At 66.8% G+C, this 25,502-nt stretch carries 27 protein-coding genes; 17 read left to right on the plus strand and 10 right to left on the minus strand.

Annotation, left to right across the window (positions count from 1 at the left end; all coding sequences use genetic code 11):
- Window positions 1-9: 9 nt before the first annotated feature.
- Genes QZ814_RS03770 through mtaB form a run of 4 tightly spaced genes read right to left on the minus strand, consistent with a single transcriptional unit; the run spans window position 10 to window position 4,549 of the window.
- On the minus strand, window positions 10-1,767 hold the full coding sequence (locus QZ814_RS03770; protein WP_294329756.1) for a chloride channel protein: 1,758 nt from the start codon (window positions 1,765-1,767) through the stop codon (window positions 10-12).
- Window positions 1,768-1,774: 7 nt separating this feature from the next.
- A complete protein-coding gene (gene ispZ, locus QZ814_RS03775; RefSeq protein WP_294329782.1) occupies window positions 1,775-2,353 on the minus strand; it encodes a septation protein IspZ in 579 nt (192 codons plus the stop codon).
- 37 nt (window positions 2,354-2,390) lie between these two features.
- Window positions 2,391-3,326, minus strand: coding sequence for a signal recognition particle-docking protein FtsY (ftsY, locus tag QZ814_RS03780; RefSeq protein WP_294329757.1), 936 nt, complete (start codon window positions 3,324-3,326; stop codon window positions 2,391-2,393).
- Window positions 3,323-4,549 carry a tRNA (N(6)-L-threonylcarbamoyladenosine(37)-C(2))-methylthiotransferase MtaB gene (gene mtaB / locus QZ814_RS03785; RefSeq protein WP_294329758.1) on the minus strand — a complete coding sequence of 409 codons (1,227 nt, stop codon included), beginning with the start codon at window positions 4,547-4,549 and terminating at the stop codon, window positions 3,323-3,325. The genes ftsY and mtaB overlap by 4 nt, the downstream gene beginning before the upstream one ends.
- Here mtaB and QZ814_RS03790 point away from each other — a divergent pair.
- Window positions 4,549-5,127 carry a DUF924 family protein gene (locus QZ814_RS03790; protein WP_294329759.1) on the plus strand — a complete coding sequence of 193 codons (579 nt, stop codon included), beginning with the start codon at window positions 4,549-4,551 and terminating at the stop codon, window positions 5,125-5,127. The genes mtaB and QZ814_RS03790 overlap by 1 nt on opposite strands.
- Here QZ814_RS03790 and QZ814_RS03795 read toward each other — a convergent pair.
- Window positions 5,102-6,700: an EAL domain-containing protein gene (locus QZ814_RS03795; RefSeq protein WP_294329760.1), complete on the minus strand. Its 1,599-nt coding sequence runs from the start codon at window positions 6,698-6,700 to the stop codon at window positions 5,102-5,104. The two genes, QZ814_RS03790 and QZ814_RS03795, sit on opposite strands and share 26 nt — an antisense overlap.
- A gap of 236 nt (window positions 6,701-6,936) precedes the next feature.
- Here QZ814_RS03795 and ffh point away from each other — a divergent pair, with 236 nt between their 5' ends.
- From ffh to QZ814_RS03820, 5 genes are all read left to right on the plus strand, one after another.
- Window positions 6,937-8,418 (plus strand): signal recognition particle protein, encoded by a 1,482-nt coding sequence (ffh, locus tag QZ814_RS03800; RefSeq protein WP_294329761.1) that lies wholly within the window; start codon window positions 6,937-6,939, stop codon window positions 8,416-8,418.
- Window positions 8,419-8,466: 48 nt separating this feature from the next.
- The gene (gene rpsP / locus QZ814_RS03805; protein WP_294329762.1) at window positions 8,467-8,853 is read left to right on the plus strand and encodes a 30S ribosomal protein S16; all 387 of its coding nucleotides are present in this window, start codon (window positions 8,467-8,469) and stop codon (window positions 8,851-8,853) included.
- A gap of 63 nt (window positions 8,854-8,916) precedes the next feature.
- A complete protein-coding gene (gene rimM, locus QZ814_RS03810) occupies window positions 8,917-9,417 on the plus strand; it encodes a ribosome maturation factor RimM (RefSeq protein ID WP_294329763.1) in 501 nt (166 codons plus the stop codon).
- A 39-nt stretch (window positions 9,418-9,456) separates the two neighbouring features.
- The gene (locus tag QZ814_RS03815) at window positions 9,457-10,041 is read left to right on the plus strand and encodes a hypothetical protein (RefSeq protein ID WP_294329764.1); all 585 of its coding nucleotides are present in this window, start codon (window positions 9,457-9,459) and stop codon (window positions 10,039-10,041) included.
- A 3-nt stretch (window positions 10,042-10,044) separates the two neighbouring features.
- On the plus strand, window positions 10,045-10,878 hold the full coding sequence (locus QZ814_RS03820; protein WP_294329765.1) for a TIGR04222 domain-containing membrane protein: 834 nt from the start codon (window positions 10,045-10,047) through the stop codon (window positions 10,876-10,878).
- Here the strand turns inward: QZ814_RS03820 and QZ814_RS03825 are convergent.
- Entirely contained in the window at window positions 10,875-11,777 is a 903-nt protein-coding gene (locus tag QZ814_RS03825) for an NAD(P)/FAD-dependent oxidoreductase (protein WP_294329766.1), read from the minus strand. The genes QZ814_RS03820 and QZ814_RS03825 overlap by 4 nt on opposite strands.
- A gap of 56 nt (window positions 11,778-11,833) precedes the next feature.
- Between QZ814_RS03825 and QZ814_RS03830 the strand changes: the two genes are divergently transcribed.
- Genes QZ814_RS03830 through rplS form a run of 5 tightly spaced genes read left to right on the plus strand, consistent with a single transcriptional unit; the run spans window position 11,834 to window position 14,008 of the window.
- A complete protein-coding gene (locus QZ814_RS03830; protein ID WP_294329767.1) occupies window positions 11,834-12,193 on the plus strand; it encodes a type II toxin-antitoxin system VapC family toxin in 360 nt (119 codons plus the stop codon).
- Window positions 12,194-12,249: 56 nt separating this feature from the next.
- Window positions 12,250-12,519, plus strand: a complete 270-nt coding sequence (locus QZ814_RS03835) for an AbrB/MazE/SpoVT family DNA-binding domain-containing protein (protein ID WP_294329768.1) — start codon at window positions 12,250-12,252, stop codon at window positions 12,517-12,519.
- A complete protein-coding gene (locus QZ814_RS03840; RefSeq protein ID WP_365898061.1) occupies window positions 12,461-12,889 on the plus strand; it encodes a type II toxin-antitoxin system VapC family toxin in 429 nt (142 codons plus the stop codon). Before QZ814_RS03835 ends, QZ814_RS03840 begins: the two co-directional genes overlap by 59 nt.
- Complete coding sequence (gene trmD / locus QZ814_RS03845) at window positions 12,886-13,620, plus strand: tRNA (guanosine(37)-N1)-methyltransferase TrmD (RefSeq protein WP_294329769.1); 735 nt, start codon at window positions 12,886-12,888, stop codon at window positions 13,618-13,620. Before QZ814_RS03840 ends, trmD begins: the two co-directional genes overlap by 4 nt.
- A gap of 1 nt (window position 13,621) precedes the next feature.
- Window positions 13,622-14,008, plus strand: coding sequence for a 50S ribosomal protein L19 (gene rplS, locus QZ814_RS03850; protein ID WP_064309669.1), 387 nt, complete (start codon window positions 13,622-13,624; stop codon window positions 14,006-14,008).
- Between the two features lie 165 nt (window positions 14,009-14,173).
- On the opposite strand, the gene QZ814_RS03855 is transcribed toward rplS, so the two are convergent.
- Window positions 14,174-14,482 (minus strand): hypothetical protein, encoded by a 309-nt coding sequence (locus QZ814_RS03855; protein ID WP_294329770.1) that lies wholly within the window; start codon window positions 14,480-14,482, stop codon window positions 14,174-14,176.
- Between the two features lie 394 nt (window positions 14,483-14,876).
- Here QZ814_RS03855 and QZ814_RS03860 point away from each other — a divergent pair, with 394 nt between their 5' ends.
- A complete protein-coding gene (locus QZ814_RS03860) occupies window positions 14,877-15,269 on the plus strand; it encodes a GAF domain-containing protein (RefSeq protein ID WP_294329771.1) in 393 nt (130 codons plus the stop codon).
- Window positions 15,270-15,334: 65 nt separating this feature from the next.
- Here QZ814_RS03860 and QZ814_RS03865 read toward each other — a convergent pair whose 3' ends face one another.
- Entirely contained in the window at window positions 15,335-15,604 is a 270-nt protein-coding gene (locus tag QZ814_RS03865) for a hypothetical protein (RefSeq protein ID WP_294329772.1), read from the minus strand.
- A 457-nt stretch (window positions 15,605-16,061) separates the two neighbouring features.
- Between QZ814_RS03865 and QZ814_RS03870 the strand changes: the two genes are divergently transcribed.
- From QZ814_RS03870 to QZ814_RS03885, 4 genes are all read left to right on the plus strand, one after another.
- Complete coding sequence (locus QZ814_RS03870; RefSeq protein ID WP_294329773.1) at window positions 16,062-18,242, plus strand: DPP IV N-terminal domain-containing protein; 2,181 nt, start codon at window positions 16,062-16,064, stop codon at window positions 18,240-18,242.
- A gap of 179 nt (window positions 18,243-18,421) precedes the next feature.
- A complete protein-coding gene (locus QZ814_RS03875) occupies window positions 18,422-20,272 on the plus strand; it encodes a methyl-accepting chemotaxis protein (protein ID WP_294329774.1) in 1,851 nt (616 codons plus the stop codon).
- Window positions 20,273-20,347: 75 nt separating this feature from the next.
- Complete coding sequence (locus tag QZ814_RS03880) at window positions 20,348-21,697, plus strand: DUF418 domain-containing protein (protein WP_294329775.1); 1,350 nt, start codon at window positions 20,348-20,350, stop codon at window positions 21,695-21,697.
- A gap of 225 nt (window positions 21,698-21,922) precedes the next feature.
- A complete protein-coding gene (locus QZ814_RS03885; protein ID WP_294329776.1) occupies window positions 21,923-22,951 on the plus strand; it encodes an aspartate-semialdehyde dehydrogenase in 1,029 nt (342 codons plus the stop codon).
- A 141-nt stretch (window positions 22,952-23,092) separates the two neighbouring features.
- On the opposite strand, the gene QZ814_RS03890 is transcribed toward QZ814_RS03885, so the two are convergent.
- Window positions 23,093-23,737, minus strand: a complete 645-nt coding sequence (locus tag QZ814_RS03890) for a YitT family protein (RefSeq protein ID WP_058715919.1) — start codon at window positions 23,735-23,737, stop codon at window positions 23,093-23,095.
- A gap of 106 nt (window positions 23,738-23,843) precedes the next feature.
- Window positions 23,844-24,377: a hypothetical protein gene (locus QZ814_RS03895; protein WP_294329777.1), complete on the minus strand. Its 534-nt coding sequence runs from the start codon at window positions 24,375-24,377 to the stop codon at window positions 23,844-23,846.
- Between the two features lie 195 nt (window positions 24,378-24,572).
- Between QZ814_RS03895 and QZ814_RS03900 the strand changes: the two genes are divergently transcribed.
- Window positions 24,573-25,340, plus strand: a complete 768-nt coding sequence (locus tag QZ814_RS03900) for a DUF4019 domain-containing protein (protein ID WP_294329778.1) — start codon at window positions 24,573-24,575, stop codon at window positions 25,338-25,340.
- Window positions 25,341-25,502 lie beyond the last annotated feature (162 nt).

Below are 25,502 nucleotides of genomic sequence, written 5' to 3' on the forward strand. Positions count from 1 at the left end.
CGTGAGCTTTCAGCTTTCGCCGTAGAGCTCGCGCTGGGCCTTTTCCAGTTCTTCCGCATAGCGGCGGCGGGCATGACTTTCGGTGATCAGCCCCAATACCTCGCCGTCCGGCGCCAGCACGGCAAGATCGTCCGCAACGCTTGCGTCAAAGGCTTCCAGCACTTCCGCAATCGTCATATCCGGCGACAGCGCGGTATCCACGAGCTTCGCCATGCTGCCCAACTGATCGGTCTGTTCCGCGGAGGGACTCCACACCGCGGCGGTCTCGACGATCCCGACATAATGCTGTTTCGCGTCCAGCAGGACCACCCGCTTGGTCGAACCCAGCGGGAAACGCGTGCGGAAGGCCGCGACCTCCGTGTCCGCGGCGATCGTCGCGACGTCGCGACGCATCATCCGGGCGGCGGTGAGATTGCGGACCCAGCCGACATCGCGGCCGCTGCGCAGCGTCTCCCCGCGCAGGTGGAGGCGCCAGGTGGAGAAGCTGTAGCCGAACGCCTCGCGCACGATCGTGCTGGCGATCAGCGTCGCCGCGATGGTGACGCCGGTGATGCTGAAGTCGTGCGTCACTTCCAGCACCAGCAGCGACATCGTCATGGGCCCGCCGACTACCGCCACCGCCAGCGCCGCCATGCCGACCACGGCGGCGTCGTCCGGGACGAGGTGATGCAGGCCGGGCAGCTCGGCGAGCGCCAGCTGGTAGAAGCGGCCGATCAGTGCGCCAAGGAACAGCGAGGCGAAGAACAGGCCGCCACGAAAGCCGAAGCCGAGCGATACGGCGGATCCCAGCAGCTTGAGGAGGATCACCAGTCCCAGCGACGCGATCGTTGCCTCAGCGGCCAAGTTGATGTCCAGTGCTCCGTGGCCGCTCGACAGCACCTGCGGGGAGAGTAGCGCCAGCGGGATCATCAATATCCCTCCGATCAGCGGTGACCAGGCGGGGCGGATCGGGCTGCGGCGCACCCCCGTCTCGACCAGCGCCACAAGCCGCATCAGCGCGATGCCGAACCCGGCGCAGAGCATGCCGAGCAGCGCATAGAGCAGGTAATCTGCCGTCCCCACCGCGTGGCCGCCGCCGGCGCTGATCACATAGGGGTGGATGCCGAGGGTGCGGGCGATCAGCGCGGCGGTGAGCGAGGCGAGCAGCACCGGGGCGACGATCGCGGGGGTATAGGCGCCCAGCACGATCTCGAAGGCGTAGAAAGCACCGGTCAGCGGGGCGCCGAACGCAGCACCGAGGCCCGCACCGGCGCCGGCCGCCATCAGCGTCCGCAGATCGGCGCGGCGCAGCTTGAGCCGCTGGCCGAGCAGCGAGGCAAGGCCGCCGCCGGCCTGGGCATAGGCGGCCTCCAGCCCCACCGAGGCGCCGAAGCCGTTGGAGAGCAAGGTCTGGCCCACTACCGTCGCGGTGTCGCGCGCCGGGATGCGGCCGCCGTGCAGCGCATTGGCCTCGACGACGTCGATCGTCTTGCGGCGGCGGAGCAGCCAGAGCGTCAGCCCCAGCAATCCGCCGCCGACCGGCAGTGCCAGCAGCCGCAGCGGCGCCAGATGGCTGGCGGCGCTCAGATGCTCGCCCAGCGCCAGCCCGAACAGCACCCGCTGCATACCGCGGGCCGCCTGGCCGATCACGATCGCGGCGGTGCCCGCAACGGCGCCGACTCCGATCGCGAGCAGCAGGAACAACAGCGTGTTCGACCGGATCTGCCGACGCAGCCCGTTGGCCGCGCGCACCGCATGGAAGGCGGCGGGATGGCGCAACGGGCGCATGGGTTGATCAGCCCTCCGGCGGGAGCGGCGTGTCCTCGGGCTTTTCGAGCTGCAGGCCGTGGCGGAGCAGCATCGGGATGTTCGCGATCGCGAACACCAAGGTCACCGGGATGACGATCCAGGTCTTGAAGAACACCCAGCGGTCCCACGTCAGCATATGCCGGGCGACTTCGTTGGCCACGGCCATCGCGACGAAGAACAGCGACCAGTTGATCGTCAGCAGCCGCCAGCCCTTCGCGCTGAGCCCCGGATAGGCCGACCCCAGCATCGTCTCGAGCAGCGGCTTGTCGGCGACCAGGCCGTAGCCGAGGATCACCGCGAACATCGCGTAGACCACGGTCGGCTTGATCTGGATGAACGTCTTGTCGTGGAAATAGAGGGTGAGCCCGCCGAACACGAGCACCAGCACGCCGGTGATCCACAGCATCGGCGAGACATGGCGGGTCTTCCACCAGGAGACCGCGATCGCGACCGCCATCGCGATCATGAAGGCGAGCGTCGCGGTCATGATGCGCTGGAGCTGGATGCCCGGCGCAAAGGCGTTGACCGCGAAGAAGATGATCAGCGGACCGTAATCGAGCGCCATGCGCAGGCCGGCCGAGGCTTGGGGGCGGGGGGCTGCATCAGCCATTGGCGAGTTCCTCCACGCCGGCGATGATCCGGGCGACTTCCAGCGCGTCGAACCCGCGCAGATCGTCCACCTTCTCGCCGACGCCGATCGCATGGATCGGCAGGCCGTATTTCTCCGCCGCCGCGACCAGCACGCCGCCGCGCGCGGTGCCGTCGAGCTTGGTCATGACCAGACCGGTCACGCCCGCCACTTCCTTGAACACCTCGATCTGGTTGAGCGCGTTCTGGCCGGTGGTGGCATCGAGCACCAGCACCACGTCGTGCGGCGCGGCGGGGTTGAGTCGGCCGAGCACGCGGCGGACCTTGGCCAGCTCGTCCATCAGCTCGCGCTTGTTTTGCAGGCGGCCGGCGGTGTCGACGATCAGCACGTCGGTGCCGATCTCGGTCGCGCGCTTGACCGCTTCGAACACGATGCCTGCCGCGTCACCGCCCTCGGCGCCCGAGACGATCGGCACGCCGATCCGCTCCGCCCAGGTGCGCAGCTGCCCGATCGCGGCAGCACGGAAGGTATCGCCGGCGGCGACCATCACGCTGTAATCCTGGTCGACCAGCTGCTTGGCGAGCTTGGCGATCGTCGTCGTCTTGCCCGAGCCGTTGACGCCGATGACGAGGATCACCTGCGGGCGCGGGAACGCCTCGATCTCGAGCGGCTTGGCGACCGGCTCGAGCACCTTGGCCACTTCCTCGGCGACGATCACGCGGATGCCGAGTTCTTCCATGTTGCGCTCGAACTGCCCCTCGGCGAGCCGCGCGCGCACCTTTGCGGCGGTGGCGGGGCCGAGGTCCGAGGCGATCAGCGCCTCCTCGATCTCGTCCAGCGTCGCCTCGTCCAGCCGGGCGAGCGACAGGCCGGCGAGGTTGCCGAGCAGCCGATCCGACGTCTTGCGAAAGCCGCCGAGCAGCTTTTCATGCCAGCTGGGTCCGCTCATGCGACCAGCGTTCCGTCTTCGACGCGTGCAATCGTCACGTTCACCGTTTCTCCAGTCTGCCGAGGGGCGGTCAGCCGCACCTCGGCGAAATTTCCTGCATGGCCGCGGTCGCCCGGGCGCTCGACCAGCACCTGCTGGCGGCTGCCGACCAGGCTTTCCAGCCAGTTCGCCCGCTGCTCGGCCGCCGCTGCGCGCAGCCGGGCGGCGCGGTCGCGGACCGTGGCGGGCGCCACCTGCGGCATGCGCGCGGCGGGCGTGCCGGCGCGCGGGCTATAGGGGAAGATATGCGCATGCACCACGCCGCAATCGGCGATCAGCGCCCGCGTGTTCTCGAACATGCGATCGTCTTCGGTCGGGAAGCCGGCGATCAGGTCCGCGCCGATCGCGATTTCGGGCCGGGCGACGCGGAGGCGCTCGGCCAGCGCCACCGATTGGGCGCGGCTGTGGCGGCGCTTCATTCGCTTGAGGATCAGGTCGTCGCCCGCCTGCAGCGACAGATGGACATGCGGCATCACGCGCGGCTCCTGGGTGAGCAGCGCGAACAGCCGATCGTCGACTTCGATCCCGTCGAGCGAGGAGAGGCGGAGCCGCTGGAGGCGGGGCACGTGCTTGAGGATGCGCTCCACCAGCGAGCCCAGAGCGGGAGCACCGGGCAGGTCGTGCCCGTAGCTGGTGAGGTCGACGCCGGTCAGCACCACCTCGCCATGCGCCTCGGCGAGCATCGCGATCCGATCGATCACTGCGCCGGCGGGCACCGATCGGCTGTTGCCCCGGCCATAGGGGATCGCGCAGAAGGTGCAGCGATGGTCGCAGCCATTCTGCACCTCCACAAAGGCGCGTGCGTGGGTCGAAAAGCTGGCGGCGAGGTGGGGTGCCGTCTCGCGCACGGCGAGGATGTCCTGCACCTGCACCTTGGCTTCCGACGCCCAGGCCTCGGGTAGCAGCTTTTCGGCATTGCCGATCACCCGGTCGACCTCGGGCATCGCGGCGAAGGCGGCCGGATCCATCTGCGCCGCGCAGCCGGTGACGACCAGTTCGGCACCCGGCCGGTCGCGGCGTGCGCGGCGGATCGCCTGGCGGGTCTGCTTCACCGCCTCGTTGGTCACCGCGCAGCTGTTCACCACGATGGCGTCGCGTTCGCCGAGCAGCGCACGGATCGACTCACCTTCGGCTAGGTTCAGCCGGCAGCCCATGTTAAGGATGAGGGGCGAGGAGACGGACATTGGCCAGCGATCTAAGGACGCCGACCGCAGAAGTCCAACACCGGGCGGGCCAGGTGCTGGCCTTCTGGTTCGACGCGCTGCTGCCGGAGCAATGGTTCCTGAAGTCCGACGGGCTCGATCGCGAGATCGCGGACCTGTTCGGCGACCTGCGCAACAGTGTGCTGGCGAGCGACGCCGCCGGGTGGGACGAGGATCCCGAGACGCTGCTCGCAGCCATCATCCTGCTCGACCAGTTCTCGCGCAACATCTTTCGCGGCCGGGCCGAGGCCTTTGCCGGCGACCTGCTGGCGCAGCATCTTGCCCGGCTGGCGGTGAAGCGGCACTGGGACCGGCGCCTCTCCAAGGAGCAGCGCCAGTTTCTGTACCTGCCGTTCGAGCATGCCGAGAATGCCGAGCTCCAGGCGCTGAGCCTGCGCTGCTTCGCCGAGCTGCAGGACGACGAACTGCTCGCCTATGCCCGCGACCATGCCGAGGTGTTCCGCCGCTTCGGTCGCTTCCCCGCACGCAACGAAGCGCTGGGCCGCATCTCGACGCCGGGCGAGCTCGATTATCTCAGCCGGCCTGGCGCCGGCTGGTAGCAGCGGGATCGGTCGGGCGGGGACCCGGCTGCAGGATCAGGCGGCGCTCGGCGAGCAGGCGCCGGGTGCTCGGGATCGACATCGGCTTGCCATAGTGCCACCCCTGTGCCTTCGCGCAGCCCAATGCGCGCAGCCGCTCCTCTATGGTCGCATCCTCCACGCCTTCGGCGGTGATCGGCAGGTTGAGGCTCTCGCCCAGCCGCACGATCGCCTGGACGATCGCGGCGCTGTCGGCATTCTGGTTGATCGAGAGCACGAAGCTCTTGTCGATCTTGATCCGATCGAACGGCAGCGCGCGCAAGTGGGCGAGCGAGGAATAGCCGGTGCCGAAATCGTCGAGCGCCAGCCGCACACCCTGGTTCTTCAGGCTGCCGACGATTGACTGGGCGAGGGCCAGATTGTCGAACAGCGCGCTTTCGGTAACCTCCACCTCCAGCCGGTGGGCGGGGAAGCCGGTTTCGGTGAGGACCTTGATGATCTTCTGCGCCAGCCACGCGTCGCGCAACTGCACCGGCGAGATGTTGACCGACAGGCTCAGCCCAGGGTCCCAGTCGCGTGCGGCATGAAAGGCCTGGCGCATGATCGAGAGCGACAGGTCGCCGATCAGCCCGGTTTCCTCGGCGACGGGAATGAAATGGTCCGGGCCGATCACGCCCTGGCTTGGATGTTCCCAGCGTGCCAGCACCTCGAAGCCGTGCAAGCGGCCACTCGCCAGATCTACCTGCTGCTCGAAATAGGGCACGATCTCCTGCCGCGGCACCGCGACGCGCAGGCCGCTTTCCAGCGCATTGCGCACCTGGAGCGCGCGCTCCATCGCGGGATCGAACCAGGCGAAGCGGTTGCGGCCGGCCTTCTGCGCCTGATGCATGGCGATGTCGGCGGTGCGCAGCAGCGCCTCGACGTTCTGGCAGTCGAAATCCGAGCGGGCGATGCCGAGCGAGCAGCCGCTATGGAGCGGCATACCGTCGATCTCGAACGGCTGACCCAGGCGGGTGACGAGCCGTTCCGCCACCCGCTCGATCGTCGTGGGATCCTGCGAATCGAAGGGGAAGGCGCAGGCAAATTCGTCGACGCCCAAGCGGCCGGTAAGCGCCATCGGCGGCAGGGCGTCGGTGATTTGCTCGGCGACGTGTCGCACCAGCATGTCGCCCACCCGGTGGCCGTGCAGATCGTTGATGGCTTTGAAGCGATCGAGATCGAGCACCAGCATCGCCATCGCCTGATTGCGGCGCTGCGTGCGGGCGAACATCGCGGCGCCTTCCTCGATCAGGCTGTGGCGGTTGTGGAAGCCGGTGAGCGGGTCGCGGCTGGTGAACTGGTTCAGGCGCTCGCCGGTGCGGTCGCGCACCGCCCGCACCGCCAGCCGCTGCCAGCACAGCCAGATGAGCACGACATTCAGCACCTGTGCGCCCAGCATCCAGAAGCGCGGCGGTGCCTGTTCGAAGCTGTCGAAGGCAAGCGCCGCGCCGATGCCGGTCGCCAGCAGCGCGGCCGCAAGCCCTGCCATGCTGTAGATCGTGGCGAAGCGTTGCCGCCGCGTTCCCTGGCTATCCTGTTGCTGGTCCCGCGCCATCGACGCACTACGCCCCTCGTACTGATGCGCACATCCTTTCCACGCCAGCCGTGTAGATCGCGTTAAATCCTTGGCAGTTGCTTTCATGCGCCAGAGCCGCTAAGGCCAACCACCGTTCCTCCGTGGACGCGAGACATTTGCCACCCCAAGGGGTGACGCCGGCCGACGAGGTTTCGTCCGCCGGCGTGTTTTGCGTTTGGCGGAACAGAGGCTGATTTTGGAGTGATCTGGGCATCATGTTCGAGAGTTTGAGCGATCGGCTGGGCGGCGTCTTCGAGCGCCTGCGCGGACGTGGCGCGCTCGCCGAGGCCGATGTCCGGACCGCGATGCGCGAAGTGCGCGTGGCGCTCTTGGAAGCGGACGTCGCGCTGCCCGTCGCCCGCGAATTCGTCGACAAGGCAACCGAGCAGGCCGTCGGACAGCAGGTGCTGCGGTCGGTCACGCCGGGGCAGCAGGTCGTCAAGATCGTCCATGACGCGCTGGTCGACATGCTCGGCGCCGATACGGCAGAACTGCATATCGACGTCACGCCGCCGGCGGTGATCATGCTCGTCGGCCTCCAGGGCTCGGGCAAGACCACGACCACCGCCAAGCTTGCCAAGCTGCTGAAGAAGCAGGGCAAGAAGGTGATGATGGCGTCGCTGGACGTCAATCGGCCGGCCGCGCAGGAACAGCTTGCGGTGCTCGGCACCCAGACCGAGGTGGCGACGCTGCCGATCGTCACCGGCCAGCAGCCGGTCGACATCGCCCGCCGCGCGCTCCAGTCGGCGAAGCTCCAGGGCTTCGACGTGGTGATGCTCGATACCGCCGGCCGTCTCCACGTCGACCAGGCGCTGATGGACGAGATGAAGGCCGTGGCCGACATCTCGCAGCCGCAGGAAATCCTGCTCGTCGTCGACTCGCTCACCGGCCAGGACGCGGTGAACGTCGCCAGCAACTTCTCGGCGCAGGTGCCGCTGACCGGCGTGATCCTCACCCGGATGGACGGCGATGCCCGCGGCGGCGCGGCGCTGTCGATGCGCGCGGTCACCGGCCAGCCGATCAAGTTCGCCGGCATGGGCGAGAAGCTCGACCAGATCGAGCCCTTCCACCCGAAGCGCGTCGCCGGCCGCATCCTCGGCATGGGCGACGTGGTCAGCCTGGTCGAGCGCGCCGCGGCGTCGATCGAGCAGGAAGATGCCGAGCGCATGGCGAACCGGCTCGCCAAGGGCCAGTTCGACATGAACGACCTGCGCGCGCAGCTGGCGCAGATGCGCAAGATGGGCGGCATCGGCGCGCTGGCGGGGATGATCCCGGGCATGAAGAAGGCGCAGGCCGCGGTCGACCAGGTCGGCGGCGACAAGGTGCTGATCCGCATGGACGCGATCATCGGTTCGATGACGCCGAAGGAGCGCGCCAAGCCCGAGCTGCTCAATGCCAAGCGCAAGATCCGCATCGCCAAGGGCAGCGGCCTGACCGTGCAGGACGTCAACAAGCTCATCAAGATGCATCAGGAGATGCAGACCGCGATGAAGCGCCTGAAGAAGATGGGCGGCCTGAAGGGCATGTTGGGCATGCTCGCCAAGGGCGGCCCGGGCGGCGGCATGGGCGGCATCGGCGCGGCCCTGGGCGGCGCCGAGATGGGCGACATGATGGACAAGGTGGGCGCCGGCCTGCCGGGTCTGCCGGGCGGCGCCAAGCTGCCGCCGGGCTTCGGGAATTTGCTGAAGAAGAAGTAATTTAGTTCAACCTGTTTCAACCGTATCTCAAGAAGGAAGTGAAGTAGAATGGCTCTCTCCATGCGTCTGTCGCGCGGCGGCTCCAAGAAGCGCCCGTACTACCGGATCGTCGTTGCCGACGCCCGTGCGCCCCGCGACGGCAAGTTCATCGAGAAGATCGGCACCTACAACCCGCTGCTCGCCAAGGATTCGCCCGAGCGCGTGAAGCTGGACGGCGAGCGCGCCAAGTACTGGCTGGGCGTCGGCGCGCAGCCGACCGATCGCGTCCTACGTTTCCTCGACGCCGTCGGCGTCAAGGAGCGTGCGGCACGCAACAACCCGAACAAGGCGGTTCCGGGCGAGAAGGCCAAGGAGCGCGCCGAGGAGCGCGCCGAGAAGGCCAAGGCAGCCGCCGAAGCCGCTGCCGCGCCGGCCGAAGAGGCTGCCGAGGCCTGAGGCTGAACATCCCTCCCGCGCCTTGGTGCGGGAGGGATGCCTTGTGCGTCGCAGAGTTTCATCATGGCAGAACCTTCCGCTCCCTCGACCCGCGGCGATCGCCCGGTGACGCTTGCCGCCGTGATCGGTGCGCACGGCATCGCCGGCGAGGTGCGGCTGAAGGTGTTCGCCGAGGATCTGGCGGCGCACAAAAGCTTCAACGGCGGCACGCTGACGCTCAAGTCGGTGCGCGGCGGATCCAATGGCGTGATCGCCCGCTTCGCCGAAGTGGCCGACCGCAACGCCGCCGAGGCGCTGCGCGGCACCGAACTGACGGTGCCGCGCTCCGCCCTTCCGCCGCTGGGCGAGGGCGAATATTACCATATCGACCTGCTCGACCTGCCCGTGATGGGGGAAGACGGCGCCCCAATCGGCCGCGTCGTCGCGATCGACGATTATGGCGCGGGCGACGTGATCGAGATCGAGCGGCCCGACGGCAAGCGCTTCATGGTGCCGATGCGCCCCGAGGCGGTGCCGAGCTGGGACGCGACGCAGCTCGTGGTAGCGAGCGCGTTCATCGAGTAACGCTCGACAATTATTTCCCAGCATGCTACTGGGAAATCGATGCAAGCGCCCTTGGGCCCGCATGAACCAATCGCCGACCATCCGGTCTGGAAGAAGCTATCCCATTATCTTGTCGGTCCCGACGACGCGCTGCTGCCGTTCGTGGCGCGTTTGGCGTGCGAAAATGGCTGGAGCCGCGCGCATGCCGAGCGCGTGTTCGAAGAATATCGCCGATTCTGCTTTCTCGCAGCCACCTGCGGCCATGTCGTCACGCCGTCCGACGCGGTCGACCAGGCCTGGCACCTGCACCTCACCTATACCCGCGACTATTGGGAGCGCTTCTGCCCGCAGGTGCTGGGGCGGCCGCTGCACCATGGCCCTACCGCTGGCGGACCGGGCGAACAGCATCGTTTCTTCCTCCATTATGCCGAAACCCTGCGCAGCTACGAGCGCGTGTTCGGCCCGCCGCCTGCGGATCTGTGGCCCGACGCGGCGCGGCGACTGACCGAGGACCACAAGGCGCGGCGCGTGCACCCGCGCGACGCCTTCATCGTGCCGCGCCGGCACGCGGCCATCGGCGCCTTGCTCCTGGGGCTGGCGCTGGCGGCCGGATGGATGGGTGCGTTGCTCCCAGGGAGTGGATGAACCATGGCACTCGGACCCTTCGATCTGTCGGGCGGGCCGTTTCTGATCCTGTACGCCGCCCTTTTCCTGCTGGCCTGCCTTGCCAGCGGACGACTGTCGCATGCGCTGCGGCCGGAGGGGCGGCGCCCGCTGCACCTGCCGCCGGAGGATGCGGCCGTGCTCGCAGGTGGTCTGCCGCGGCATAGCGAGATGGTCGCCATGCAGCTGCTGGCGACGGGCCATCTGGCGGTGGACGCGAAACAGCATCTTGTCCTCGCCGCGGACGCCCCGGCGACGCCGGCCGTCACCGCCTTGCGGGTCTTGCCGCAGCCGCTGCGCTGGCACCGCGTGGACCGGGCGCTCGCCGGTCTCGGCCAGGCAATCCGCGCGAGACTGACGGCGCAAGGACTGCTGATGACCGAAGGCGAGGGCTGGCGCGTGCGCATCGCCCAGGCGGCGCCCTTCGTGCTGCTGGCCTGCTTCGGGCTGGTCAAGCTCGCGATCGGCGAGGCGCGGGGAAGGCCGGTCGGCTTTCTGACCATCGCGCTGATCGTGACCGTGGTCGTGGCGGTCGTGCGTCTCGCCGGCTTCGACCAACGAACGCGTGCGGGCCGCGTTGCCGTCGCAGCGGCGTGCGCACGTCATGCGCGGCTCCGCCGGGCGCCCACCGACGCGGAGGCGGCGCTCGGTGTGGCGCTGTTCGGGACGAGCATCCTTATCGGCTCCGGATGGGAGGCGTTGCACCGTCTCCGCACCGCCGGGGGCGATGGCGGCGCGAGCGTCACCGATGGCGGCAGCAGTGACGGCGGCAGCGGCAGCGGGGGCTGCGGTGGCGGCTGCGGCGGCTGCAGCAGCTAGCGCCAGAGCGGCGTTTCGGCGTTGAGCATGTTGCGGATGGTGGTCGCGGCGACGCCGGCCTCGCCCATCGCGTGGCTGATCTGGTCGAGCCCCTTGGCCACGTCCCCCGCCGCGAACAGGCCGGGGATCGACGTGCGCTGGTGGTCGTCCACCTCGAGGCAGCCGCTGCCGTCGGCGCGCGCGCCCACCGCGACGGCCAGTTCCGAGCGAATGTGCGAGCCGAGCGCAGGGTAGAGGCTGTCAAACGCCAGGCGGCCGGCAGCGGTGGAGACCGCAATCCGCCCGCCTTCCAGCGCCCAGTCGCCGGCCGGGCCGTTGACGCGGCGAATGCCCGCCGCATCCAGCTGTGCCAGCTGCGCGGCGGGCAGTGTGTGGCGATCGGGGGCGATCAAGGTCACGTCCTTGGTAAAGCTGCGTAGGAACAGCGCCTCCCGCGCACCATGTTCGCCGGTGCCATAGACGGCGACGCGCGTGTCCGTCACTTCATAGCCGTCGCACACCGGGCAATAGCGGATCTGCCCTTGCGCCAGCGCGGTATCGTGCAGGTCGTCGGGCATCGGCGGGCGGTGATTGACGACGCCGGTCGCCAGAAGCACCGCGCGCGCCTGCAGGTCGCGGTCGCCCACGCGCGCCGCAAATCCGCCGTCCACCAGGCTGAGGCCGGTTACCTTCGCCGCCTCGCGCACGGTCCCGTATTTCTCGGCCTGCGCCCGCATCGCGGCGAGCAGGTCGAGGCCGGCGATGCCCTCCGGATAGCCGGCGTGGTTGCGGGTGCAGGGGATCAGCCCAGCGCGGCTCGATCCGCAGTCGAACAGGCGGATCTTCAAATGGTAGCGGCTGAGATAGATGGCGGCGGTGAGCCCCGCCGGGCCGCCGCCGATGATGATGCAATCGTCCATCGCGCCCCAGCGCGTGGAGCGCGCGACAGGTTCCGCGATGCGGTGTAGGGCGGGGCATGGCCGCGCCCGACTATCTGCTCGATACCTGCGTCTGCATCCGCCTGCTGCGCGGCGGTGGCGCGACGGTCGCGCGGCGGATCGCGGCGGCGCCGCCGGGCACGATCGCGCTTTCCGCGATCAGCCTGGCCGAGTTGATGGAGGGGGCGGGGGACGGGCTTGACGCGTTGCTCGCCCGATTGCCGGTGCTGGCCTTCGATACGGCGGCGGCGCGCGCCTTTCCGGCCGCACGCGCGGCGCGCGGACGGCACGATCGGTTGATCGCCGCGCATGCGCTCGCGCTTGGCGCCACGCTGGTCACCCATAATGTCCGCGATTTCCGGGCGGTGTCGGGGCTGGGAATCGAAAACTGGTTCTGACGCGCGTTGCGCGGCGCGACGGATGTATATACATGGCGTATATACGGAGGCGGCATATGGGCGAGGAATATCGCGCCAGGATTTTCAAGTCGGGCAATTCGCTGGCGCTGCGCCTGCCCAAGGCGCTGGGCCTGAAGGAGGGCGCGGAAGTGGTGCTTCGCGAGGAGCGCCGCGGCTTTTCGGTGGAGCCGGTAGACAGCGAAGCGCCGATCGGCAGCGACTGGATCGGGGCACTGCCGGACCTGAAGCTCATCCCGGACGAGGATCGTGAAATCCAAGTTCGAGAACTTGACTGGGATCTGCGCAAGCTGCGACGCGATGGCTGAACCGGTTTTCCTGCTCGATAGCAATATCTGCATCTACCTCCTGCAAGGGGCGGTGCAGGGGCTCAATGCGCGGGTGCGGGCGCAGCGTCGGGGTAGTCTTGCTGTCTCCGCGATCAGCTATGCGGAGGTGCGGCTGGGCATTCGAGCACCGGAGGCCGAGCAGGCATTGCAGGGCTTTCTCCGGGATGTGCTGCTACTACCCTTCGACGGCGCCGCCGCAGAGGCCTATGCGCGGCTGCCGTTCCGGCGGGCGCGCCTGGACCGCTTGATCGCCGCGCAGGCGCTAGCGGCCGGGCTCACGCTGATCACCAACAACGAACGGGATTTCGCCGACATCCCCGACCTCAGAATCGAGAACTGGACGCTGTGACCTTCGCTGCTACCGTCGTGACGCTGTACCCCGAGATGTTTCCGGGGCCCCTCGGCATTTCGCTGGCCGGACGTGGCCTGCGAGAGGGGCTGTGGTCGCTCGAGACCGTGCAGATCCGCGACTTCGCGACCGACAAGCACCGCTCGGTCGACGATACCCCGGCTGGGGGCGGGGCAGGGATGGTGCTGCGCGCCGATGTGGTGGCCGCGGCGATCGATAGCGTCGCGCGCGCCGGCCGCCCGCTGCTCGCGATGACCCCGCGCGGACGGCCGCTCACCCAGGACCGGGTGCGCGAGCTGGCGGCAGGGCCGGGCGCGATCGTGCTGTGCGGCCGGTTTGAGGGGTTCGACGAGCGCATCTTCGAAGCGCGCGACATCGAGGAAGTGTCGATCGGCGACTATATCCTCTCGGGCGGCGAGATGGCGGCGCTGACCTTGCTCGACGCTTGCATTCGGCTCGTTCCCGGCGTAATGGGCGCGGCTTCCAGCGGCATGGACGAGAGCTTCGAAACGGGGCTGCTCGAATATCCGCAATATACCCGACCTGTCGAATGGGAAGGGCGCACGATCCCCGAAGTGCTGCGATCGGGGGATCATGCGAGGATCGAAGCCTGGCGACGCGCCATGGCGGAGACCGATACACGGCTAAGGAGGCCAGACCTTTGGGAACGCCACGAGGGCGTTCGGGTCCAGTCTCCCTCTGGCGCGCGGCGAAAACATGGGACTGACTGAGATGAACCTCATCCAGACGCTCGAAGCCGAGCAGATTGCCAAGTTCAACGAAGCCAAGAAGATTCCGGAATTCCGCCCGGGCGACACCGTCCGCATCGGTGTGAAGGTCGTCGAAGGCGAGCGCACCCGCGTGCAGAACTTCGAAGGCGTGTGCATCGCGCGCGCCAACAAGGGCATGGGTTCGAACTTCACCGTCCGCAAGATCTCGTTCGGTGAAGGCGTGGAGCGCGTGTTCCCGCTCTATTCGCCGAACATCGATTCGATCGAGGTCGTGCGTCGCGGTGTCGTGCGTCGTGCGAAGCTCTACTATCTGCGTGGTCGTACCGGCAAGTCGGCGCGTATCGCCGAGCGCCGCGACACCCGCACCGAGGCGCAGGCCGCCGAATAAGGCTGGCCTTCCCAGGTACGAAAAGGCGCGTGGACCCGACCGGTCCACGCGCCTTTTTTCATGTACTGCGTCGGCGCTGCGCCGGAAGCCATGGGCGGCGCAGGAAAAGGCGCAGCCTGTACCGAGGATTGGATGCGAAAAGGGAAGGGGGCGCCCCGCCCGGCTTTAGGCCGCAGCGCGCAGCGAGGTATCCTGCAGCACTGCGCGGCCGCGCGCGGTCAGTGCGGCGTCGCGCACTTCAGGGCCGCTGATGCCGATCAGCAGCGCTTCATAGGCGAGCAGGCCACGGTCGCAGAGCTCCTGGACGGTGGCGATGAAGGCGTGGTGGCGATCCAGCGTAGCGCCGAGGCCGAGCCCGATCGGGCTAAGGGTCGCGCTGCCCGGCCAGCATTGCTGCAGCGTGGAGGCAATCGCAGCGACGCAGCGCGGATCAAGCGTGCTCAGCGCCTCGCTCCCATCCCCGTTGATCGACATTCCGTCCTCCTCAAATCGCGTTCGTCCGGTTGCGAGGCTGGTGAGCGAGACGCGACGTCCTTCGCTCCAGGCCCCTCGCCCGACGTTGCTGGCATCTGAAGTCACGTCTCGACCCGAAGGCAGATGCCGCAACTATATTTCGTCGATTCGGGGCGACTCGCGTATTCCGCATGGCCGCTATCGACATGGGCGCAGCATGTACGTGACTAGGCAAAATCTGCCTAGACGTGGTTTTGGTCCGAAACGAATTAACCAGTTGATAACTCCTGCCGCATCACGTCTCGATCTGGAACAGCAGGGGCCCGCCGCTCGGCGGTTGCGGTGGTAGTTTTCCGTACTGCAATGATCTTGCGCACCTGAATATGCAGAGAAACGTTTTCATCAGGGTGTGCGTATGTCGCGTTGGGTAACGGCTGGTGGTGTTTCGGAAACGTCGCCGCAACGGAGCAGGGTTGAAGACGCAGGCGCACAGGATTTGCGAATCGCGCGGGTCGCGGTCGCGCTGCTGCGGGGGGACGTTGCGGTACTGCAGACCGGTTCGCGCGTTGTCATGGCCGCCGCGCACGGCGTTGCGGCAGATGAACCCGCGCGGCTGCTGGTGAAGCCGCTTCTGGCACTTGCCAAGGGGTATCGTAGCCAGCTGTCGGTACCGATCTGGCGGGATGAACGGCGTGTCGGTGCGCTGGTGGTGCTCGGCCGCGGGGATCGCGCGTTCAGCGATGCAGATGTGGCAGTGCTGCGCGCGCTCGCCGCGTCGGTGGATCGGGCGTGCCGCAGCCTGCATTGAAGGCTGTTCGGGCAATGGTGAAACGCGATGTCCCGCGGTTTCGCATCTGGCTCGGAACGCTCGGTTCAGTGCGTCAGGTCGGCTCCCGCATCTAGCGCGGCCCTGCCACGGGCGGTGAGTGCAGCGTCTATCACCATCGGTCCATCCGGCGCGACAATCAGCGCTTCATAGGCAAGAAACCCTGCGTCGCTCAGCGATTCGATGATGGCGATGAAGTCGGCGGAAGCGGATTGTTCTTCGCCCAAGCCGATATCGGCCGGCGTAAGTACGGTCGATCCCGGCCAACTGCGCTGCAGCAGCCGCGTCGCGCGTTCGAATCGGACGTCGATTTCCATCCTGGCCATCCCGTCAAAGGACATGCGTCGCAATTCCGTTTCCACTCAACCACGGGGCGATTCTAAACCCTGTCCACCTTGGTCTTGAGGAACGCAGGCTGAACTTAATCTTAACATAGTTTACCGAAATATCTAGGGGCGCAATGCGGACCTTTGATTCATCTATACAGCGATCATCGTAATGTACTGCAACAATATCGTGCGACTCGCGCAATCGCGTTGCTCGTGGAAACGGTTCTCCAATACAATCGACTGAATTTGCGGCCATGTTGGCGGGGATCTGAGGCTCGGAGGCGCATGCGTTCCGGCGTAGGCACCGGAGCGCAGGATCTCTTTACGCATGCTTCAGGTGCGATAAACCGTCCGCCGATCGGCTGGTTGAGCCGGACAGGCGGAGTATGGGATGCGCACATGGAAGCAGGGGGTTGCCGCAGCGGCGATCGCAATCGGGGCGGGCATGGCTGACGACGTTGCGCTGGCGCAGGGAGCACCGCAGCTGACGCTCCAGCGGATCTTCGCCAGCCCGTCGCTGGACGGCGCCGCGCCGCGCGCGGTGCAGCTGTCCCCGGATGGCAAATATCTGACGCTGCTGCGCAATCGCGACGATGATCGCGAGCGCTACGATTTGTGGGCACTGGATACCAGTACCGGCCAGTGGCGAATGCTGGTCGATTCGAAGAAGATCGGATCCGGAGCAGAATTATCGGAAGCCGAGAAGATGCAGCGCGAGCGCGCCCGTATCGGCGGCACCAAGGGCATCGTCGCCTATGACTGGGCGCCCGACGGTCGCTCGATCCTGGTGCCGCTGGACGGCGAGCTGTTCCGCGCGCGGCTGACCGGCGAGGTCGACAAGCTACCGGCAGCGGCCGGCCCCAAGCTGAACGCCGCGCTCAGCCCGGCCGGTACCTTCGCCAGCTATGTGCAGGACCAGAACCTGGTCGTCATGGACCTGACCACCGGCAAGGCGAGCCGCGTCACCCCGGACGGCGCCGGCACGGTGCACTGGGGCGAGGCCGAGTTCGTCGCGCAGGAGGAGATGGCGCGCAGCACCGGCTATTGGTGGGCGCCGAACGACGCCTATGTCGCCGTGGAACGGTTTGACGAGGCGCCGGTGGGCATCGTCACGCGCGCCGCGATCGGCGCCGAGGGGACCAGCATCGTCCAGCAGCGCTATCCCAAGGCGGGCACGCCGAACGCGTTGGTCGAGCTGTATGTGCTCGATCCCTCGGGGCGGCAGCGCGTGAAGGTCGATCTAGGGCCGGACCGCGACATCTATCTCGCCCGCGTCGACTGGGCGCCCGACGGCAAGACCCTGTATGTCCAGCGCGAGAACCGCGAACAGACGCAACTCGACCTGCTCGCGGTCGATCCTGCGACGGGTGCCGCGCGCGTGCTGTTCAGTGAGAAGGCTGCCCCGAAAAGCTGGATCAACCTCAGCTACGGCCTGAAGCCGCTCGACGACGGCAGCCTGATCTGGTGGTCGGAGCGGGATGGGCATGGCCATCTCTATCGCTGGCAGGCGGGCAAATTCACCCAGCTGACCAAGGGGCCGTGGGAAGTCGCGCCCGATGGCATCAGCGTCGATCAGAAGCGCGGGCGGCTCTACTTCCAGGGCAACAAGGACGACGTGCTGGAACGGCACCTCTATGCGCTCGACTATCGCAAGCCAGCGGCGATCACCCGCCTGACCGAACGCGGCTGGTGGAACGCCGCCAGCATGGATGCCAGCGGCACGCGCGCGATCGTCAGCCGCTCCAATCCGAACCAGCCGCGCCAGGTCTATCTGGCGGATGCGGACGGCAAGCGGATCGCCTGGGTGCAGGAAAATGCGGTTGGCGATCCCAAGCACCCGTACCATGCCTATCTGCCCGCGCACCGCGAACGGACCTTCGGCACGCTGAAGGGCCCGGACGGCACCGAACTGCACTGGGAGATGATCACGCCGAAGCTGGAGCCCGGGAAGCGCTACCCGGTGTTCTTCCAGCATTATGGCGGGCCGCATTCGCAGACGGTCAGCCGCGCCTGGGGCGGTGCGCTCCAGCAATATCTGGTGCAGCACGGCTATGTCTGGTTCCAGATCGACAATCGCGGTTCGGCCAATCGCGGCGTCGCGTTCGAAAGCGCGATCTGGCACGCCATGGGCAGTGTGGAAGTGCAGGACCAACTGGCAGGGGCGGCCTTCCTCAAGACGCTACCCTTCGTCGATCCGAAGCGCATCGCCACCTATGGCTGGTCCTATGGCGGCTATATGACGCTGAAGATGCTGGAGGCGGCGCCGGGTACCTTCGCTGCCGGCGTCTCCGGCGCGCCGGTGACCAAGTGGGAGTTGTACGACACCCATTATACCGAACGCTATATGGGGGATCCGCGCAAGGTACCGGAGGCGTATGCGGGCTCGTCGACGATCGGCGATGCCGCGAAGATCGCCGATCCGCTCCTGATGATCCATGGCATGTCGGACGACAATGTGGTGCTGGAGAACGGCACGGCGATGTATGCGGCGCTTCAGCAGCAGAGGGTGCCGTTCGAGATGATGCTGTATCCCGGCCAGACCCACCGCGTCGGCGGACCCGGCATCAGCGAGCATCTGTGGAACACGATCCTCGGCTTCCTGGATCGCAGCGCGCCCGCCAGATAAGCGTGCCCGAGGCTGCCCGGCGGGTGCCGGGCAGCCCGTCCAATCTCCGCATTTCCCCGTAGATACGTAGAAATGCGGCGCCGTCCAAAACCGATGCCGCACGCATGACGTCTATAATCTCCGAAAGGTGCAGGTAATGCGCCCGTCGGGTTATGGAGCGAGTGGCAATGCGGTTCCTGATGAACGCGAAAATTCAGCTGAAGATCGTACTGATGCTGGCCCTTCTGGGAATCGCGACATTGGGTGTCGGCTGGTACGGCGGCCGGGTCGCCAACAGCATCGACGACAGCTATGCGATCCTCGTAAATCGCGACATGCCGGACACGTCCAAGCTGATCCGGGTCAATCGCAACGTCACCACGATGATGTATGCTGCGTACCGCACACTAGTCTATGATGGCACGTCCGCGCAGGCCAAGCGCGCTGCCGTCGATGCCGCGGAGGCGTACAAGCAGGGGCTGTCGTACCTCGACGAGGTGGCCAGCCACGACAAGTCGATCGCAGCCGATATCGCCGGTTTTCGTTCGGACGTCGAAGTGATCCAGCAACTTGTGGGGCCTGCCGTCGAAGCGGGGCTCAGGAACGATAATGATCGTGCCAAACAGCTGCTGTCCCAGGCCGATGACCTCGGCCTGGCGTTCACCAAGAAGATGAAGGCGTATAACGACAAGCGTTTCGCCGCCGCCACCGACCAGTCCAGCGCGATGACCGCAGCGGCCACGACCGCCGGTTACACGCTGATGCTGGTGTCGCTGATCGCCGCCGCGGCGTCGATCGCGATCTCGATCTTCGTTACCCGCTCGCAGATCGCGGGCCCGCTCGGCAAGCTGCAGGACGCGATGCGGTCGCTCGCCGGCGGCGAGCACCAGGTGGACGTGCCCGGCACCGACCGCGGCGACGAGGTCGGCGCCATGGCCAAGTCCGTGCTCGTCTTCAAGGAAGCCGCGATGCGCGAGGCCGAACTGGCCGAGGCCAAGAAGCGCGCCGAGGCCGCCCAGGCGCTCGTCGTCGATACGCTCGAGGATCGCCTCGCCAAGCTCGCCGGCGGTGACCTTACGGCCACGATCGAGGCACGCTTCGATCCCGAATATGAAGGGCTGAAGCAGAACTTCAACGCCGCCGTCGCTTCCCTGCGCGAACTGATCGCCGCCGTGATCGAAAGCGCCGAGACCATTTTGACCGGCTCGGCGGAGATCGCCCAGGCAAGCGAGGACCTTGCCCGCCGCACCGAGGGCGCGGCTGCCAGCCTGGAGGAAACCTCCGCGGCGGTCAGCCAGATGGATCAGCGTATCAAGGCCACTGCCGCCGCCTCGACCAAGACGGTCGAGCGGGCCACCGGGGCGATCGGCGTGGTCGACTCCGGCCGCAGCGTCGCCGATGAGGCCATGCAGGCGATGACCCGCGTTTCGGAGAGTGCGAAGGGCATCGACAACGTCATCGAGGGCCTCGACAAGATCGCCTTCCAGACCCGCGTTCTCGCGATGAACGCCGCGGTGGAAGCGGGCCGCGCCGGCGAGGCGGGCCGCGGCTTCGCGGTGGTCGCGGATCTCGTCTCGGCGCTGGCGATGCGCGCCGAGGAAGAGGCCGGTCGGGCCCGCGACCAGCTGACCGCGACCCAGACGGACATCAACGCCGCCGTCGACATGGTACGCCGCGTCGATAGCGCCCTGGGTGCGATCGTCGGCGATGTGAACGAAGTCCATTCGCTGCTGGAAGAAATGGCGCGGGACAACCAGGTGCAGGCGACTGCGGTCACCCAGGTTGCGACAGCGGTGAACAGCATCGATCAGACCACCCAGCAAAATGCGGCGATGGTGGAGGAAACCTCGGCTGCGGCGCGCAACCTGAGCTCCGAAGTCACCTCGCTCAGCGAGCAGGCCGCGCGCTTCAACGCCGGCAATCGCGGTGGCCGCAAGCCGGCGCGCTCGCGGGTGCACGCCCTGCCGGTGGCATCCACCCCGGCGCACTCGGCATCGGTATCGACCGTGCGCCAGACCGGCGCCGATGTCGAAGAATGGGCGAGCTTCTGAGGATAAATTCTTCGGACTCGACTCTCCTACTGCGCAGGCATAGGCTCGCCTCCGTCCAGGTGACGGGGGCGAGCCATGGCAGTTGAAGGGGTGGCGCAACTTGCGCCGGTACGCGGATCGGCACGGATCGATGTCCTCGACATCTTAAGAGGACTCGCCATCCTCGGCATTTTCTTCATGAATATCCCCTTCGAAGGCCAGACGGCCATGGCGATGTTCAACAAGCCGCAGATCATCGGCTGGACCCCGCTCGACCAATGGAGCTGGAGCGTCGTGCAGGTCGTGCTGGAAGGCACGCAGCGCGGGGTGCTCGAAATCCTGTTTGGCTGCGGCCTGATGGTGCTGGCGGCCAAGGCGATGCGACCGGACGGGCCGGTCGCCGTCGCCGACCTATACTGGCGGCGCAACCTCTGGCTGCTCGGGTTCGGGCTGCTCGACATCTTCGTCTTCCTGTGGACCGGGGACATCCTGCACATCTATGCGCTCGCCGCGCTGTTCCTGTTCCCGTTCCGGCTGCTGGGGCCCCGGCTGCTGCTGGCGTTCGGGTCGCTGTTCGCGCTGTTCATGGTCGTCACCGCGGTGCCGATCTACATGGAGCGTGCCGAGTTGCTCGCCGCGGTGCCTGCGATCGAGAAGAAGGTCGCAGCGCACCAGCCGCTGACCAAGGCCGAGCAGGCCCAACAGAAGGATTGGCGAGCATTGCTCGAGCGCCGCGCTACGGGGGGCGAGCAGGGCAAGAAGATCCAGGCGATGGAGAAGGCGGGGCACAGCGGCAGCTGGCTCGCTTATGCCGGCATGTATATCGGCTTCTACACCGAGTTCATGCTGCCGCAGCTCGCCATCGGCATCGCCGAGGCGTTCTGCATGATGCTGGTCGGCATCGCGCTGTGGAAATGGCGGGTGGTGCAGGGCGGTCGCAGCACGCGCTTCTACGCGCTGCTGATGCTTGGCTGCTACCTGCCGGGGATGATCGCGCGCGGCATCGGGGCGCACGAGATGCTGTCGCCGGTGCCGATCCTGCACAGCTTCTGGTTCACCCAGGAACCGGCGCGGATGCTGGTATCGATCGGCCATGTCGCGCTGATCAATCTTGCGGTGCGCAGCAGCGTCGGCGCGGCGATCCTGGCGCCGTTCAAGGCGGCGGGACGGACGGCCTTCTCGCTCTATTTCCTCCAGCAGTTCGTCGCCATCTACATCCTGTTCGCGCCCTGGGGGCCGGGGCTGTGGGGCAAGCTCAGCTGGAGCGGGCTGTACGGTGTCGTGCTGGCCGTGCTTGCGTTCCAGGTGTTGCTCGCCAATCTGTGGCTGCGTGCTTTTTCGATGGGACCGATGGAATGGGCCTGGCGGTCGCTCGCCTATGTGCGCTGGCAGCCCTTCCGGCGCCCTCGACCGGCGACACCCGAGGGGGTGCTTGCTGCGGCATGAAGTTGCGCAAAAAGGGGCTCGCCACGCAGCTTTGTTTCTGCTAGCGGGTCCCGCGATGCTTCGAAAACGCGCCACATCCACGCGAATTACAGCGCGCCCGTAGTCCGGGCGCGATAGCTGCGCTTTATGCAGCGAAGCAGCGGAATGCTGGTGCATTCCACCTTCCATCCCCACTAAAGAGCCTTCGCGCCGCCTGATGCTGGCGTGGGCAAGAAAGAGGTACAAATGGGCTACCGTGTCGTCGTCGCAGGCGCCACCGGCAATGTCGGTCGCGAAATGCTCAACATCCTGGCCGAGCGGGAATTCCCGATCGACGATCTCGCCGTGCTGGCGTCGTCGCGCTCGACCGGCGACATGGTGGACTTCGGCGAGACCGGCAAACAGTACAAGGTCCAGAATATCGAGCATTTCGATCCCACCGGCTGGGATATCGCGCTGTTCGCGATCGGCTCCGAAGGCAGCGCGATCTACGCGCCCAAGTTTGCCGCCGCCGGCTGCACCGTGATCGACAATGCCTCGCTCTACCGCATGGACCCGGACGTGCCGCTGATCGTGCCGGAAGTGAACCCCGAGGCGATCGACGGCTACAAGGCGCGCAACATCATCGCCAACCCGAACTGCTCGACCGCGCAGATGGTGGTGGCGCTCAAGCCGCTGCACGATGCCGCCAAGATCAAGCGCGTGGTGGTCGCGACCTACCAGTCGGTTTCCGGCGCGGGCAAGGCGGGCATGGACGAGCTGTTCAACCAGAGCCGTGCGATCTTCGTCGGCGACCAGGTGGAGGCAGCCAAGTTCACCAAGCAGATCGCCTTCAACGTGATCCCGCATATCGACAGCTTCCTCGACGACGGTTCGACCAAGGAAGAGTGGAAGATGGTCGCCGAGACCAAGAAGATTCTCGACCCCAAGGTCAAGGTGACGGCGACCTGCGTGCGCGTGCCGGTTTTCGTCGGCCACTCGGAAGCGCTGAACATCGAGTTCGAGAACGAAATCTCGGCCGAGGAAGCCCAGGACATCCTGCGCGAGGCGCCCGGCGTCATGCTGATCGACAAGCGTGAGGACGGCGGATACGTCACGCCCGTCGAGTGCGTCGGCGACTATGCGACCTTCATCAGCCGCGTGCGTGAGGACTCGACGGTCGATAACGGCCTGTCGCTGTGGTGCGTGTCGGACAATCTGCGGAAAGGTGCCGCGCTGAACGCCGTGCAGATCGCCGAACTGCTCGGCCGCCGTCACCTGAAGAAGGGCGACTGAGCCTAAACTCCTCCCCGGTAACGGGGAGGGGGACCATGCGAAGCATGGTGGAGGGGGCTCTCCGCCGGGCGAGTCCTGTGTCGCAGCCCCCCTCCGTCAGCGCATACGCGCTGCCACCTCCCCGTGCCGGGGAGGATATTCTTACCGCCCCATATACAATCCCGGCCGGTGCCAGGCGAACAGGATCAGGCTGATCGCCGCCGCGCTGATCGCGGACCACATCATTTGCGGGCCCGAGACGACCGGGATCGCCATCGCCAGGATGACGACGTCGAGTGCGACCTGGGTCATGCCCATATTCCACCCGCGCTTGCGATAGAGCCAGATGGTGATGACCCCGGTGCCGCCGACCCCGGCCTGGTGCCGGGCGAGTGCCAAGATGCCCATGCCGATCACCGTGCCGCCGACCAGCGCGGCAAAGGCCGGATGCACGCCGTCGACATGCACCGACACCCGCGTGATCGCCGAGGCGACGCCGATACCGATATTGACCAGCACGGTCTTCACCGCGAACCGCGCGCCCATCACCTTGTGCGCGAACAGGAAGAAGGGGATGTTGACCAGCGTGAACAGCACGCCTGCGGGCAATGGCAGCAGATAGGACAGCAACAGCGCCACGCCCGCGATTCCGCCCGTCACCAGTCCCGCCGCCTTCAGGAACATCAGCCCGACGATCAGCAGGGTGACGCCGATGAAGATCGCATAGGCGTCTTCCAGCAGGCTATGCGGACGCCCGATCGGGCTGGGCGGCAGGGTTTCGGCAGGGGAAGCGGTTGCTGCGGTCATCGAGGGTCCGGGTCAAGGGTCCGGCATCCGCTCCTGATGGCCCTGCTTCTTGGTGGCAGAGGGGAAGCCCTTACCGCAATCGAACCGAAACGCCAATTCCTGGGCTTTATCGCAGCATCAGCCAGCCCAGGCCGATCATCACGGTCAGCGCATAGAGCCCGCCCTTGGCGCGCAGCAGATAGTTGGCGCCCAGCACTCCCGTCGCGGCCAGGGCACAGGCCGCCACCCGGTCGGCGGCGACCCACTCCAGCGTGACGAGCGCGCCGATCATATTCGCGGCGGCGTTTAGCGCGATCCACAGATAGGAGGGGAATACGCCGATCGAGCCGATCAGCGGCATCTTGATCGTCGCGAAACCGCGCATCGTGCCGGGAAACAGATCGGCCGCTAGGTGAAAGCCGACGCCAAAACCCAGCCCCGCCGCCACCGGCCAGGTCCGCAGGTCGAGCGTCGCGATGTAGAAGGGCAGGACGCTGTGAACCAGCGCGCTGCGATGCTGGAGCTGGAGCGGCGTGTCGAGATCGGGCAGTCGTGTTCCCGCCGCCGTGGCCGCTGCAACGGTCGCGATCAGCATCCACGGTCCGCCCCCTCCGGCAAAGGCCAGGATCACTGCCAGAAGGAGAAACAGGGCGGCTGCCATGTACGGCGGCTACCGGCTTGTACTCCTTTGTCCATAATCGGGACTCAGGGTTCCGCAGAAAAAAGCACGGATTCCCGCCATTTTGCGGCAATGTGATGACAAAAGGACTCAGCCGTCGAGCGGCGGAACCTTCGGCAGGGCAAGTACAATTTTTTGAGGGTGGCGGCGTGGGTCATCCATTGCATAGTTCGCCCTATGACGATGCAGGGCAAAGCGGGCGTTGCGGCGCTGACCGAGCGGGAGAAGCAGACGCTGCGCCTGATCGTGCGAGGGCATGACGCCAAGTCGATCGCGCGCGAATTGAACCTGTCGGTCCACACCATCAACGAACGGCTGCGCGATGCGCGGCGCAAGCTGGCGGTGTCGAGCAGTCGGGAGGCGGCGCGGATGCTGCTGGAGGTCGAGGATCGGCCACCGCCCCCCAATTCTATCGGGGACACGCCAATCGGGGAGGACCGGTCGGGCCCGATCACGCAGGAAGACACGGCGCCGGACATCGGCGCGGGGCGCGGTATCCGCCGCCCTCGGATCATTATCGGAGCGATACTCATGACCCTTGTCCTCAGCCTGCTGGCCCTTGGCGGCCTGACCCATATGACCTCCACACCGCCGCAAGCGGCTCCGACGGTGGCCGCCGATCTGGCGGCGGTGGAGGTCGCACAGCGTTTCCTGCAACTGATCGACCAGGGCCGCTGGGCCGACAGCTATCACCTGACCACGACCAGCTTTCGGCAGCTCAACACCGAACAGGTCTGGGCCGCCGCGTCGGAAAAGGTGCGGACGCACCTGGGCAAGACGGTGTCGCGGACGCTGCTCAGCCAGGAGAATATTCCCGCACCGCCCGCCGGGTATCGCATGGTGCGGTTCACCACCCGCTTCGGCACCTCGGCGGCGATCATCGAGACTGTGACGCTGGAGCGGGAGAAGGGTGAATGGCGGATTGCGGGTATCTATGTGGGTTAGAGAAACCGCGAGGGTACTGGATGACCTTCATTCCTCCCCGGCAAGGGGAGGAATGAGCAGAAGAGGATAGGGTGGCCGGATGAGAGGTCCACATCCCGCCCGATCCGTATTAGGAAGCGGCCATACCGCCTTCCAATCGGAGACCGAACCCTTGGCCGACAC

The organism is uncultured Sphingomonas sp., from assembly GCF_913777625.1.
Taxonomy (GTDB): domain Bacteria; phylum Pseudomonadota; class Alphaproteobacteria; order Sphingomonadales; family Sphingomonadaceae; genus Sphingomonas.

Excerpts from the sequence above, each read along its gene's own strand:
- QZ814_RS03860 (WP_294329771.1), top strand. The coding sequence starts at position 14,877 with ATGTCGCGTTGGGTAACGGCTGGTGGTGTTTCGGAAACGTCGCCGCAA.
- QZ814_RS03770 (WP_294329756.1), bottom strand. The coding sequence starts at position 1,767 with ATGCGCCCGTTGCGCCATCCCGCCGCCTTCCATGCGGTGCGCGCGGCC.
- ftsY (WP_294329757.1), bottom strand. The coding sequence starts at position 3,326 with ATGAGCGGACCCAGCTGGCATGAAAAGCTGCTCGGCGGCTTTCGCAAG.
- QZ814_RS03880 (WP_294329775.1), top strand. The coding sequence starts at position 20,348 with ATGGCAGTTGAAGGGGTGGCGCAACTTGCGCCGGTACGCGGATCGGCA.
- QZ814_RS03895 (WP_294329777.1), bottom strand. The coding sequence starts at position 24,377 with ATGGCAGCCGCCCTGTTTCTCCTTCTGGCAGTGATCCTGGCCTTTGCC.
- rpsP (WP_294329762.1), top strand. The coding sequence starts at position 8,467 with ATGGCTCTCTCCATGCGTCTGTCGCGCGGCGGCTCCAAGAAGCGCCCG.
- rimM (WP_294329763.1), top strand. The coding sequence starts at position 8,917 with ATGGCAGAACCTTCCGCTCCCTCGACCCGCGGCGATCGCCCGGTGACG.
- QZ814_RS03890 (WP_058715919.1), bottom strand. The coding sequence starts at position 23,737 with ATGACCGCAGCAACCGCTTCCCCTGCCGAAACCCTGCCGCCCAGCCCG.
- mtaB (WP_294329758.1), bottom strand. The coding sequence starts at position 4,549 with ATGTCCGTCTCCTCGCCCCTCATCCTTAACATGGGCTGCCGGCTGAAC.
- QZ814_RS03875 (WP_294329774.1), top strand. The coding sequence starts at position 18,422 with ATGAACGCGAAAATTCAGCTGAAGATCGTACTGATGCTGGCCCTTCTG.
- QZ814_RS03870 (WP_294329773.1), top strand. The coding sequence starts at position 16,062 with ATGGCTGACGACGTTGCGCTGGCGCAGGGAGCACCGCAGCTGACGCTC.
- ffh (WP_294329761.1), top strand. The coding sequence starts at position 6,937 with ATGTTCGAGAGTTTGAGCGATCGGCTGGGCGGCGTCTTCGAGCGCCTG.
- QZ814_RS03855 (WP_294329770.1), bottom strand. The coding sequence starts at position 14,482 with ATGTCGATCAACGGGGATGGGAGCGAGGCGCTGAGCACGCTTGATCCG.
- QZ814_RS03885 (WP_294329776.1), top strand. The coding sequence starts at position 21,923 with ATGGGCTACCGTGTCGTCGTCGCAGGCGCCACCGGCAATGTCGGTCGC.
- QZ814_RS03865 (WP_294329772.1), bottom strand. The coding sequence starts at position 15,604 with ATGGAAATCGACGTCCGATTCGAACGCGCGACGCGGCTGCTGCAGCGC.
- QZ814_RS03795 (WP_294329760.1), bottom strand. The coding sequence starts at position 6,700 with ATGGCGCGGGACCAGCAACAGGATAGCCAGGGAACGCGGCGGCAACGC.
- rplS (WP_064309669.1), top strand. The coding sequence starts at position 13,622 with ATGAACCTCATCCAGACGCTCGAAGCCGAGCAGATTGCCAAGTTCAAC.
- QZ814_RS03820 (WP_294329765.1), top strand. The coding sequence starts at position 10,045 with ATGGCACTCGGACCCTTCGATCTGTCGGGCGGGCCGTTTCTGATCCTG.
- QZ814_RS03835 (WP_294329768.1), top strand. The coding sequence starts at position 12,250 with ATGGGCGAGGAATATCGCGCCAGGATTTTCAAGTCGGGCAATTCGCTG.
- QZ814_RS03830 (WP_294329767.1), top strand. The coding sequence starts at position 11,834 with ATGGCCGCGCCCGACTATCTGCTCGATACCTGCGTCTGCATCCGCCTG.
- ispZ (WP_294329782.1), bottom strand. The coding sequence starts at position 2,353 with ATGGCGCTCGATTACGGTCCGCTGATCATCTTCTTCGCGGTCAACGCC.
- QZ814_RS03815 (WP_294329764.1), top strand. The coding sequence starts at position 9,457 with ATGCAAGCGCCCTTGGGCCCGCATGAACCAATCGCCGACCATCCGGTC.
- QZ814_RS03825 (WP_294329766.1), bottom strand. The coding sequence starts at position 11,777 with ATGGACGATTGCATCATCATCGGCGGCGGCCCGGCGGGGCTCACCGCC.
- QZ814_RS03900 (WP_294329778.1), top strand. The coding sequence starts at position 24,573 with ATGACGATGCAGGGCAAAGCGGGCGTTGCGGCGCTGACCGAGCGGGAG.